Here is a 10,940-nt window from a genome sequence, read left to right as displayed (position 1 = left end):
GGTTTTTGCACTCGGGTGCAAAAATTATAATAACAACTAAGAAACAGAGCAGTTGATGAGAAGCGCTTCAGAAGCGGAAATTAAGGAAATTGCGATTCTTGAGTGGTGAAAAGCCGTTTCCGCTCCGTTTTCAAGTTGAGTGCGGCCTCCTACAGTGATTCCCGCAAATGGTAAAAAATAACATTCACTCATTGACTGTATTAACGCCACTCGCGGGTCGCTGACGCATAGCGCCCGGCGGATATCCATTGATGCGCTTAAAAGCTCTGCTAAACGCTGCCTGTGAGGCATAGCCGAGGCGAAGAGCAACAGTGTCAATTGAGATCTTATCGTGAATAATCCAGTGACTTGCGATGCGCATTCGCACCTCCCTTGCATAGCGCTGGGGAGGTATGCCGATGATTGATTTGAAGCGTTCAGCAAAAACAGAACGTGACACATGCGACTGGGCAGCAAGCTCTGCAACAGACCACTCTCGCCCCGTATCGCGATGAATGGCCAAAATAGCTCGGGCGAGTCGGGGGTCACGTAACGCAGCGATCAGGCCAGCGGCGTTCTCGCTGCCGTGTTCGATCCATCCACGCACAATCATGGCGGCTGCCACTTCTGCGAGGCGGGCCAGAATGCCCGCGAAGCCAGCGCGTCCGGAACAGATTTCAAATTTCATCGCGCCCAGAATGGGAACCAGCCCCGGATAGATCTGTTCATTTGCCTCAACCACTATGGCTTGCGGCATCAGTTTACCAAGACCTTGCATTCCACCGAGATCGAACGCCATACAGCCATAAAACAGAACCGTACTAGGTGTCGGATGCGAACTTGGGCAAGTATTGATTCCGCTGACGGCCTCGCCCAAAGGCGCAGAGCCTAAGGTGTCGATATGTTGAAATGAACAGCTGACATCCGATAAAAGCTGATGCTCCTCACCCTGCGGCATGAATACCATGCTTCCGGCTTTCAGTTCGTGCAACGTCCCCTCGCGCGTACGAAGCACAGCAGTGCCCACAGCGATGTAATGAAAATAGGCATGCCCTGGCCTGTGGCTAAAACCGACGCCAAATTCAGAGCCCGTCTGTAAACGGCGATACTGCACGCCACGCAGGCGCATTTCCAGCAGCAGTTCACTGATGAGCTCGGATGACAGGGCAAAATGTTTATTCACATGCATAATCGGCGTTTCGGGTAAAAAATCAGGATGTGGCATCATAGATCGTCCAGCTGCTCAACTCTAGACTTGGCATTGTGATTTTTACTCCAAGAAGAGTGTGTTATGAGAAATGAAGCAACTGAAGCTGTATCCGCGAGTTTGAAGAGGGCGGAACCCAAAGAGTCCGCATGGATGGCCGTGATATCACTGACGATGGGTGTGTTTGGCTTGCTAACTGCAGAATATCTTCCTGCCAGCCTGTTGACACCCATGGCTGCCGATCTCGGGGTGACCGAAGCTCTGGCTGGTCAGGCAGTGACAGTAACGGCCGTGGTGGCCCTGTTTGCTGGCCTGATGGTTCCCCGTCTGACGCGTAACTATGATCGCCGAAATGTTTTGCTGGGTTTCACCGTGCTGATGATTGCCTCCAACCTGCTTGTCGCACTGTCATCCAGTCTGGCTGTTCTGTTAATCATGCGCATTTTGCTGGGCATTGCGCTGGGAGGCTTCTGGAGTATGGCTGCTGCCGTCGCTATGCGGCTGGTTCCTGCTAAAAGCGTTCCGCGTGCTCTCTCCATTATTTTTAGCGGTATTGCTGTCGGTACTGTGGTTTCGATCCCGCTGGGGAGCTATTTAGGTGGGCTTTATGGCTGGCGTAGTGCGTTTATCGCTGCAACCGCAGTCGGCGTGCTGACACTGATCTTTCAGCTGTTTACCCTTCCTGGAATGGCGCCGCGTAGAATGACGATAACGGCATCTGTCATGGATTTACTCCGCCGCCCAGGCATTGCGATGGGAATGACGGGGTGTGTGATCGCCCATACGGGTCAGTACGCGCTGTTTACCTATATTCGCCCAGCGCTTGAAAATATTGCCCACCTTGATGTGGATCGTTTGTCTTTGATATTGCTTGGATTTGGCATCGCTAATTTTATCGGTACCCTGCTGGCCGGGTGGCTGATGGAGAGAAGCCTGCGTCTTACCCTGATACTCATGCCAGCGCTTGTCGGTTTCGCGGCATTAAGCATGATTTTGCTGCCACTGGAGGAAAAGGGATTGATGTTGTTCGTCGCGTTGTGGGGGATGGCATTTGGTGGCGTACCGGTTGCGTGGTCAAACTGGGTAGCGCGTTCGGTTCCCGATCAGGCTGAAACCGCTGGCGGCATGGTAGTCGCCGCCGTTCAGTCCTCAATTGCTGCGGGTGCGGCGTTGGGAGGATCACTCTTTGCTATCAGCGGTGTAACAGGTGTTTTCATCACCGCCGGTTGCATCATGTTTTTTGCCACACTCGTTATTGGACTAAAGGTGAGGGTCGCGCTGACCTCACCTACAGAGCAGGTAGCGACTGAAGGGTAACGTATCAATTAAGCCTGGTTATCGGGTGGTGGTCCCCACCTCTAAGCAAAGAGTGGGGGACCGTTAATGTCTGCCCCCAAGATCGCGGTCGCCTGATGTGCCATGAATCATCCGGGTGAGTTCTTCGCAGCGGATGATCTTTCCAGATGACAACGTGAAGCGGGCAAAAACTTCAAATTCACAGTGTTCACCCTGAATTTTTGCTGCCTTGACATGATGGTGTGTAAACACCGTCTGATCTTCCGTGACGGCAGACAGTACAGAGATGTTTATTTTTGTGGTGTGTGATTTAAGCAGCGCCATATGCTCAATAAATTTGCGGTAATCGAGCTGGTGACCATCGACCACCTGCTGATAGCCCGGATCAAAGTAAAGGGCAATTTCATGCTCGCTGTGTTCCGGGCTGCAGACCACGTTTTGCAGTGCATCAATGACTGTCTGAGTTGTCTTTTTCATCGGTTCCTCCATTTTGAGAGCAGAAAGAGTACGGGAAGAGTGGATGAGGCTATTATCCGTATCTGGACAAGATATACGGTTAATCGGCCATAAGATGAAGATTGAAAAATTCGACTACGACAGTCTGCATTCGACGCCCTGGCATAAACACGCATCCGGTCAGCTGTACTGGTTGAGTCATGGCATTCTTGTCATTGAAACGACGTCAGTACAGTGGACTGTCACACCGGGATCACTGGGATGGTTTCCCGCTGATGTCAGCCACAGGGCCTGGGTTCCGGCAGGCGTGAAAGGTCAAAGCCTTTACCTTGAACCAGGTTTCTGCTCATCGTTTCCCACTCATCCGGGGGTCTATGGGGCAGATGCCTTCGTGATGGCAATTTTGGAACGCCTGTGCCGGGAAGGTGATTTTTCTTCCCCTACGGAATATCAACGTCATCTTCTCAAATTATTAGGCTTTGAAATTGCCGGAGGTCCTGACTTGCCGCTTCAGTTGACGTTGCCCGTCGATCGCCGGGCACGTAATGTCGCGAATGCATTACTGAAAAACCCGGCATGCGCGCTAGACCAAACGCAGCTTGCCCAACAATGGGGGCTCAGCGTTCGCAGCCTGAGTCGTTTGTTTACTCAACAAACCGGCCTCAGTTTTAGCCAGTGGAGACAGCAGGCAAAAGTTGTCACTTCATTGCAATGGGTGCTTGCCGGCTTGCCGGTCAGCGAGGTGGCGTTAAGAAGTGGTTACAGCAACGTCAGTGCTTATATCGATGTCTTCCGGCGACGTTTTGGAAAGACGCCGGGGCAGTTTCAAACTTAAGCCAAACGTCGTCAAGAGTGGGGTTAAAGCTTGAGTAAAATGGATAAATGCAACTACTTCCTAGCATCTGAAGTAATGGGTCTGGATTGAATCATCAAGTGCAGACTAAGTTTTACTCATGTAGTGAATGCAAAGTACAGTTAGACTGAATGAGTATGATGGGTACACATGATGGATACAGTTCGCTTGCAGCAAAATACCTGTTCAAATTCGTATCAATGTCTCTTTTCTGAGAGAATAATCATATCCTATCGCATCTAGGGGTGAACCATGTCCCGAAAGTATATCCATCCTAATAGGGATGAAGTCAGCCTGGAGCGTGTGCTCTTCGCACTCAGCGATCCTATCCGTCTGAATATGGTGCGGATGCTGGCATCTGGCGCAAGAATAAACAGCCTGTCACTAGGTCTTGGAATGCCGAGATCTACTATCACCCATCATACGCGCATCTTGCGTGAAGCAGGATTGACTCGCACCGAGCCAGAGGGTCGTAACTGCTGGATAAGTCTGCGACAGGAACTTATTGAAGATAAGTTTCCGGGGCTTCTTAAAATTATCCTGAAGGAGCAAAGTCTGGCATCGGAGCCTGACCACACCTGATGCCAGATTAATAGAAAAGATTATCCCAACACTTCGAGTGCTGATTCACGTGATAATAACGTCCTTTTGCCATAGCGAATATAGCGTGCTGGCTCGTGGGTAATAGCATTCTCCTGTAAATAATCCAAGGTTTCCTGTAATCGCACTGAGGTTTTGAGGTCTGGGAAGGGTTGTGAAGGTTGAGTGCCTTCTTTCACAAAATTATAAACGTCGCGGCAAAGGGCGGACAATTTATCGATAGTAGCAAATTCTTCGATACTTTTTTCCTGTAATCGGTCAAGAAGAATACGTTCACTACCATCTGGGTTTATTGTCCATACGCGAAGATGATCGCAGTCCCAGGCGGGCGTATCATATGTAATTCTCGCATGAATGATGCCTGCTGTCTCATCGCAAAATGAAAAATCAACATTCCTCTGACGTTGTATATTCACGAAACTACTCATACCGGTTACCGGTATGCCATTTATTTCTGCTGTAAGCAGAACAGTATCAAGAATTTGCTCACCGGAAATGGAAAAATCAGATCTCACACCAGCGACGCTGTTAATACCAATTACGCTATTTTTATCATATATCCAGGATATGAGGTCTAAAGGATGAATAACCTCACTTATTACGCCGCACGTCGGTCGGTAATCGCTGATACGATTTTTCCCCCCAAATGAAATTAGCTCGCACCAAGCTCCATTTTCGTTCAATAATCATGGACTTAAGAGTGATGGTTGCGAATGAATAGCGTTCAACTAAATCCAATGCAAATCCACTGATATTTTTTAAATCACTACAAGTCACTTGCCAACCATCCCCGGGTGTAGCTAGTGGTTTCTCGCAAATTATAAATCCATTATATTGAGTCAGTGATTTCATAACGCTAACATGCTGATTGTCTGTTGTGCTGATAACTATTATTTCTGGTTTAAATTTATCTAAAGCATCCTGGATATTCTCGTAACAGGGTAATTCATGATTTATTTTGGTTCGATTTACATAGGCGAAATTAATCTTATCGGCCTGTGCTATAAGTTTGAAAGCAGAGTAAAATCTATTTCCCGCATATCCTAGGCCAATGATAAGTATGTTCATTCTTAAATCTCCCGTATGAAGAGGGTTTCCTGATCAGGAATAAATCCCTGTGAAATATAGAACGTCTCAGATCCTGATGTAGACTCCAGTACGATTTTTGACACCTTCCTTTCAGCAAACCATTCTGTAAGCGATTTTAACAAGGTGGCCGCCACACCTTGTCTTCGAAAGGATGGCGCTACAACAACTGATTGGATCCAACCACTGTATCCATTTAGACAATCTCTGGCAGGTGCCCTTCGGTCAATAATTCCCGTGGAACAAGCAATGACTTCCTGACCATGTATAGCTACAAAAACTCTTATGTCAGAATCGTTTTCCAGCACCTCATAAAGCCAATGCCGGTATTGTTCTTTCCAGTTATGGCACTCTTCGGGTGTCCGGCAGACGTAAGATGCTGAGGAGGTTTGTTCAAGCAGTAACGCACGAAGCGGGATCAGACCCTCAATATGGCGTCTTTCAGCTTGTTGTATAACGAAAGACGTAGCATCCATTTATATTATCTCTGCTGTTTTACATTTTTGGGTGACAAACGGGATCTCGAAAAACTCAAAGGTCTCTCTAAGCGACGCCGCCAGATGCGTAATTTGTTCACGCGTGTGGTTGGGTGTGGCATTCACACGAAAACGTTCGGTACCCACGGGAACGGAGGGAAAGTTTATTGGCTGCAGATAAACATGATGTTTTTTCAGCAAGCGCTCTGCGGCTGCACGACATTTGTCTGCATTTCCTATAAGGATCGGCAATACGTGAGTGCTTGAACAGGGCATGACAGGGATCTGCATTTCATCCAGTGCAAATCGTAGTAACATGGTTTTAGTATGCAGATTATCTCTTAATTCTTGATGGTCTTTTATATAGTTGAGGCTTGCAAGACACCCTGCGACGACTGCAGGTGGTAATGACGTTGTGAAGATAAATCCTGTGGCAAAGGAACGAATGGTATCTATAACGATTGCCGAGCTGGCAATATAGCCACCGATTAAACCGATAGCTTTCCCCATTGTTCCCTGAATAATATCGATCTGATCTGCCACATGCATTTCATTAGCTTTGCCTGCACCTTTATTGCCATATATACCGATAGCGTGTACTTCATCCAAGAACGTCATTGCATTGTATTTTTTAGCTAAATTTATTATTTCTGGGATAGGTGAGACATCACCATCCATTGAATAAACTGATTCGAATACAATTATCTTCTTCATTTCTGAGGGGTAAGCTGAAATTATCTCTTCAAGATGTTTGACATCATTGTGGCGATATATTTCCTTTTGAACATTTACTGCACGTATTCCGTTAATGATCGAAGCATGATTAAGTTCATCACTGATAATGACTACATCATCCATCAAATGTAAAAGGCATTGTAATGTTGCGTCGTTGGAACTAAAACCAGTAGGGAAAACTAATGCAGCTTCTTTGTTGTGCCATTCTGCCAGACTTGATTCCAGTTGCTCAAAGAGTTCATAATTCCCACCAATATTTCTTGAGCCTCCGGCACCAGCACCATAGAGGTCAACAGCCTTATGCACAGCTTGCCTCACGATAGGATGCTGAGACATTCCCAGGTAGTCATTACTGCACCAAACTACAGCAGATGAGTGATTCGCAGTGATATTTGCGAGAGGATATTTTCCACAAATTCTATTCAGTGTAACAAAGTTTCTGTACTGACCCGATTGTTTTAGAATCTCAACCTTTTCTCTAAAGAAAATATCGTACATAACTATCTCCTTAATGATGGGGAGTGCCGTTTATGAATTTTTTCATCAGATGAATAATTAGTGCTAAAAGAGCCACAAGTATCGCAAATAAAGGTAATGAATCGGATAGCAGGGGCGTACTCAAAATAGTTGAGCCGATGAAGACGCCTATTGAACCACCTGCATAATTAGCAGAAGAATTCCAACCGATTAGAGATGTTGCGTGTTCGGGAGCATGTTTAATAAGAGAATGTTGCTGGGGTGCAATACTAGACCATCCCGCGAGTCCCCAAAAAAGCGTGCCAGCAAGGCAGATGTAGAGGGAACCATAACCAAAAGCAACAAAACTACTGGTCAGTAAAATAATTAGAATGAGTGTTGTTAACCATGGGGACATTAATCTGTCGATGATTTGCCCAATAAACATCGCCCCGATCAGCCCGCCTATGCCCCAAAACCAGATTAGAAGCGGAATTTCCTGCCCCATGCCTTTATCTGTACTGATTTGTGCAATATAAGTATAAAGTCCTAGGGAAGAAATACCTGTCAGGAGTGTTACAGTCAGCGTCATTGCAGTGACTCTGGACGTTAGCGCAGAAAGCCTCTCTTTTAATGGGGCAGCCTTAGTTGCCGAAAACATCAGTTTGTTCATCAGCATCCCAGTCATAGAAATGATGCCTACCAAGGTAATCAGGCCAATTGTCGTACGCCATCCAAATGCATTTTCTACCATCAGACCAGCTGGTACTCCCAGAGCAGTCCCTACACTCAGCCCGGCAAGCACCAGCGCCAATGCTCTTCCCTTATGTGACTCTTCAACCATAGCGGCTGCACACGCAGAGGTCAGGGGAGAAAAGATTCCTGCACCACACCCTGCACATACTCTTGAAAATAATAACCAATTGAGGGAGTGGGACAGCATAGTGATTGCATTGCCGCCAATAAAAATGACGATGCCAGAAAGTAAAGCAAAACGCGCAGAGGTGCTGGAAGCAAATACAGGTGCGAGTATAGGGGCGGAAACAGCATAGGCTGCGGTAAATAATGCTACGCCTAAACCCACACTGGCTTGTGTCGTGTGTAGGCTTTTCGCCATGGTAGGTAAAAGACCTGCGAGCACGTAGGCATCGAGCCCGAGAGCGAACGTTCCCATGACCAGCGGCCAGAGCCGCCAGAGGTTTCCTTTGATCATTGTTGTCCTGTACTCATAGTGATCCAGACGACAAGTAACAACATTCCAACTGTTCGGTTATTATCGAACAGTTGGAATGTTGTTCTTCAATTTACTTGCCGTCAAGCCAGTAAAAGAGTTTTTTATTGATATCGATCATCAATAATTAGGAAATGAGTAAAAGGCAGAGACAACTTTGACTTCCCAGATGAAGATGCGGGCAGTGTAAATTGGCAATAACACTTTTGGAGGATGAAGTCCCAAAGTGAATGTAGGGACTTGCTGGTTATTCAACTAGTGGTGTGGCATTTAGAAGTGGTTACAGCAACGTCAGCGCTTATATCGACGTCTTCCGGCAGCGTTTTGGAAAGACGCCGGGGCAGTTTCAAAATCTTCCCCTCCCCAAGGGGAAAAACTAAAACCCTACGCTGAACCCTGATAACAAGCCGTTACCCCATATCGACAATCGGCTCTGCGACCGAGATGACTTCCATTTTATACGTCAGTATGAATTCGTCACGGATGGCTGAACCCCATTTTACGACGCTGAAAATGCCACAAGAGAGCGCGAGGACCGTCATGTGCATCGGGTGTTTCAGCACCTTTGACTGGGTCAGCAAGTCGGTTCAGGTATGCTCAGGTTTTTCATTAGTCGGAAGACATTTAATGGGGCAAGCTGCGCGAAGAACCTTCTCTCTCTCCATGTTATGTCGTCATTTTTTCATCTTAACAATCCAAGATAAGTACCCATCATGTTGTCGGGTCAGGCTTGCTTAACCAATACCCAAGTTGGATAGATATTTCCTGTCAAGAAAAAGGGATTTATGAACATCGTAACTGAAAAACGTAGACACGGTCCTGACCATTCTTTAAATGAATTGCAGACATTGCTGCAGGCACGTGTTGACACAATGATGAGTGCCTTGATGCCTGAATTCGTTGTAAAGACCAAAGCAAGCAAAGCGTTAGTGCTACCTGATAATGAATTATTCTGGCAGTTATATTCTACCATGCTGGAGAAAAATGCCCGGACCCCCGAACGTGAGTTAAGCCAACAAAGCGGTGTAACTCAAACCCGCTCTGCTGATACCTACTGCTGCGAAAGAGCCGAGAAATAATAGAGTCAGGCTGATTCCCTGATAACAAGCCGGTAGCCCATATCCACAATCGGCTCTGCAACTGCGATGCCTTCAATCTTATCCGCCAGCATATCCGCAGCACGTATGCCTAAATCCCATTTATCCACGCTGACGGTGGTAATGGCAGGGCGGTTGTGTGCAGCAAAATTCAAATCCGCAAAACCGATCACTGAGAAATCATCGGGAACACGCAAACCCTGCGCTTCAGCTTCCATAATGGCGCCTTGCGCCAGGGTGTCGGAACTGCAAATGATGGCGTCGAACCGGTGACCACTCTCAAGCAACTGGCGCAGTGCCTGGCGTCCGACTTCCATATTCGCGGGGCGTGAGACAATCACTTCTTTTATGTCGTGCTCACGAATTGCCCGCAACACGCTGATCGCACCGTTTTTCCGCACCATCGCGCGGCGATCTGAGGCGCAGATAAACCCAAAACGGGTAAATCCTTTCGCGGTGAAGTATTCACCGATAGCATTGCCCACTTTTTCGTGCGAGAAGCCAATGAGCATATCAATCGGCGTCGGCGTCAGATCCCAAATCTCAACCACCGGAATATTGGCGTTCAGGATGATTCTTTTCAGCTCTGAGGTGTGATGAATGCCGGTCAGCACGATCCCATCCGGGCGACGGGACAAAAGCGTCGAGACAATATCGGTTTCGTCTTCCGGCTCGTAGCCGACAATACACAGCAACATGTGATAGCCGCGCGCCGCCAGCTGGTCACTGATCGCCTGCACCGTATCAACAAACATATTGTTGTTAATCTGCGGTACCACCACAGCAATGAGTTTGGTGCGGCTGGTCGCCAGTCCACCGGCCAGCATGTTCGGGATGTATCCGGTGCTGTTAACCGCATCCATCACGCGGGCAATGGTTGCAGGGCGTACAACCTTGGGATTGTTTAAGGCGCGGCTGACCGTCATCGGAGAAAGTCCGGCGGCCTGAGCGACATCTTCGAGCGTAGCCGTACGGGAGCGGCCTTTTTGTGATTTCATATTATTATTCAAAACGTTGGTTACTAATGTCCGGGTGTCATAAAGAGAATGTTTGCGCAAACATTGTCAGTTTCTCATATTCCTCCCTGCTTAGGTAAGAGCAAAATGTTTATTGAATGTTATGAAAATGATGCTGAGTGATGTGATGAAGTCTGCTTTGGGAAGAAACACCTATTGTTCATTATTGTCATATGTTCAGGAATCATGAACTTTTGGGAAGGGTGAACAATAGGGGGCATACACTCCGCGCCCGCACGACCGTCAGTCCCTTAATTGAACAGTTCAGCCTCAGGAGGTATAGCCTGGCCCCCCACACTTCATTTATTGCACATAGTCACGATTGAGGGGGCGTACTGAACATGCTCATCGGTGAAAACCCGGCTGAGGGGCATCTGGGAGGATGCGTGAATACCGATTGGCTCATGATAGTCATACGCCCTGTGACCCCGACAGGGAGCGGATGTCTTGGC

Annotated in this window: 13 protein-coding genes; 4 read left to right on the top strand and 9 right to left on the bottom strand. The window is 47.6% G+C overall.

Annotated elements, in window-relative coordinates:
• Nucleotides 1-184: 184 nt before the first annotated feature.
• A complete protein-coding gene (locus J1784_RS07435) occupies nucleotides 185-1,207 on the bottom strand; it encodes an AraC family transcriptional regulator (protein ID WP_217148642.1) in 1,023 nt (340 codons plus the stop codon).
• A gap of 63 nt (nucleotides 1,208-1,270) precedes the next feature.
• On the opposite strand from J1784_RS07435, the gene J1784_RS07430 reads away from it, so the two are divergent.
• Nucleotides 1,271-2,503 (top strand): MFS transporter, encoded by a 1,233-nt coding sequence (locus J1784_RS07430; protein ID WP_217148641.1) that lies wholly within the window; start codon nucleotides 1,271-1,273, stop codon nucleotides 2,501-2,503.
• Nucleotides 2,504-2,566: 63 nt separating this feature from the next.
• Here the strand turns inward: J1784_RS07430 and J1784_RS07425 are convergent, their stop codons facing one another.
• Nucleotides 2,567-2,959, bottom strand: a complete 393-nt coding sequence (locus J1784_RS07425) for a nuclear transport factor 2 family protein (protein WP_119825047.1) — start codon at nucleotides 2,957-2,959, stop codon at nucleotides 2,567-2,569.
• Between the two features lie 94 nt (nucleotides 2,960-3,053).
• Between J1784_RS07425 and J1784_RS07420 the strand changes: the two genes are divergently transcribed.
• Nucleotides 3,054-3,773: an AraC family transcriptional regulator gene (locus J1784_RS07420; protein WP_217148640.1), complete on the top strand. Its 720-nt coding sequence runs from the start codon at nucleotides 3,054-3,056 to the stop codon at nucleotides 3,771-3,773.
• Nucleotides 3,774-4,043: 270 nt separating this feature from the next.
• The gene (locus J1784_RS07415; RefSeq protein ID WP_217148639.1) at nucleotides 4,044-4,373 is read left to right on the top strand and encodes an ArsR/SmtB family transcription factor; all 330 of its coding nucleotides are present in this window, start codon (nucleotides 4,044-4,046) and stop codon (nucleotides 4,371-4,373) included.
• A gap of 20 nt (nucleotides 4,374-4,393) precedes the next feature.
• Here the strand turns inward: J1784_RS07415 and J1784_RS07410 are convergent, their stop codons facing one another.
• The 6 genes from J1784_RS07410 to J1784_RS07385 form a co-directional block, all read right to left on the bottom strand.
• Complete coding sequence (locus J1784_RS07410) at nucleotides 4,394-4,906, bottom strand: hypothetical protein (RefSeq protein ID WP_217148638.1); 513 nt, start codon at nucleotides 4,904-4,906, stop codon at nucleotides 4,394-4,396.
• Nucleotides 4,907-4,982: 76 nt separating this feature from the next.
• Entirely contained in the window at nucleotides 4,983-5,459 is a 477-nt protein-coding gene (locus J1784_RS07405; RefSeq protein WP_217148637.1) for a Gfo/Idh/MocA family oxidoreductase, read from the bottom strand.
• Between the two features lie 2 nt (nucleotides 5,460-5,461).
• Nucleotides 5,462-5,953 (bottom strand): GNAT family N-acetyltransferase, encoded by a 492-nt coding sequence (locus tag J1784_RS07400; protein ID WP_217148636.1) that lies wholly within the window; start codon nucleotides 5,951-5,953, stop codon nucleotides 5,462-5,464.
• Nucleotides 5,954-7,186: a 5-aminolevulinate synthase gene (gene hemA / locus J1784_RS07395; RefSeq protein WP_217148635.1), complete on the bottom strand. Its 1,233-nt coding sequence runs from the start codon at nucleotides 7,184-7,186 to the stop codon at nucleotides 5,954-5,956.
• A gap of 10 nt (nucleotides 7,187-7,196) precedes the next feature.
• On the bottom strand, nucleotides 7,197-8,357 hold the full coding sequence (locus J1784_RS07390; protein ID WP_217148634.1) for an MFS transporter: 1,161 nt from the start codon (nucleotides 8,355-8,357) through the stop codon (nucleotides 7,197-7,199).
• Between the two features lie 428 nt (nucleotides 8,358-8,785).
• A complete protein-coding gene (locus tag J1784_RS07385) occupies nucleotides 8,786-8,923 on the bottom strand; it encodes a hypothetical protein (RefSeq protein WP_217148633.1) in 138 nt (45 codons plus the stop codon).
• Between the two features lie 237 nt (nucleotides 8,924-9,160).
• Here J1784_RS07385 and J1784_RS07380 point away from each other — a divergent pair, with 237 nt between their 5' ends.
• Nucleotides 9,161-9,454, top strand: a complete 294-nt coding sequence (locus J1784_RS07380; RefSeq protein WP_217148632.1) for a hypothetical protein — start codon at nucleotides 9,161-9,163, stop codon at nucleotides 9,452-9,454.
• Nucleotides 9,455-9,459: 5 nt separating this feature from the next.
• Here the strand turns inward: J1784_RS07380 and J1784_RS07375 are convergent, their stop codons facing one another.
• Nucleotides 9,460-10,470: a LacI family DNA-binding transcriptional regulator gene (locus tag J1784_RS07375; protein ID WP_217148631.1), complete on the bottom strand. Its 1,011-nt coding sequence runs from the start codon at nucleotides 10,468-10,470 to the stop codon at nucleotides 9,460-9,462.
• Nucleotides 10,471-10,940 lie beyond the last annotated feature (470 nt).

It is taken from the genome of Rahnella ecdela (assembly GCF_019049625.1).
GTDB lineage: Bacteria > Pseudomonadota > Gammaproteobacteria > Enterobacterales > Enterobacteriaceae > Rahnella > Rahnella ecdela.
This window is presented reverse-complemented; position numbering and strand designations above follow the sequence as displayed.

Bases quoted from the DNA above. Each gene is read 5' to 3' on its own strand.
- J1784_RS07385 (WP_217148633.1), bottom strand. From the start codon at position 8,923: ATGCACATGACGGTCCTCGCGCTCTCTTGTGGCATTTTCAGCGTCGTA.
- J1784_RS07375 (WP_217148631.1), bottom strand. From the start codon at position 10,470: ATGAAATCACAAAAAGGCCGCTCCCGTACGGCTACGCTCGAAGATGTC.
- J1784_RS07430 (WP_217148641.1), top strand. From the start codon at position 1,271: ATGAGAAATGAAGCAACTGAAGCTGTATCCGCGAGTTTGAAGAGGGCG.
- J1784_RS07380 (WP_217148632.1), top strand. From the start codon at position 9,161: ATGAACATCGTAACTGAAAAACGTAGACACGGTCCTGACCATTCTTTA.
- J1784_RS07425 (WP_119825047.1), bottom strand. From the start codon at position 2,959: ATGAAAAAGACAACTCAGACAGTCATTGATGCACTGCAAAACGTGGTC.
- hemA (WP_217148635.1), bottom strand. From the start codon at position 7,186: ATGTACGATATTTTCTTTAGAGAAAAGGTTGAGATTCTAAAACAATCG.
- J1784_RS07415 (WP_217148639.1), top strand. From the start codon at position 4,044: ATGTCCCGAAAGTATATCCATCCTAATAGGGATGAAGTCAGCCTGGAG.
- J1784_RS07405 (WP_217148637.1), bottom strand. From the start codon at position 5,459: ATGAACATACTTATCATTGGCCTAGGATATGCGGGAAATAGATTTTAC.
- J1784_RS07400 (WP_217148636.1), bottom strand. From the start codon at position 5,953: ATGGATGCTACGTCTTTCGTTATACAACAAGCTGAAAGACGCCATATT.
- J1784_RS07390 (WP_217148634.1), bottom strand. From the start codon at position 8,357: ATGATCAAAGGAAACCTCTGGCGGCTCTGGCCGCTGGTCATGGGAACG.
- J1784_RS07435 (WP_217148642.1), bottom strand. From the start codon at position 1,207: ATGATGCCACATCCTGATTTTTTACCCGAAACGCCGATTATGCATGTG.
- J1784_RS07420 (WP_217148640.1), top strand. From the start codon at position 3,054: ATGAAGATTGAAAAATTCGACTACGACAGTCTGCATTCGACGCCCTGG.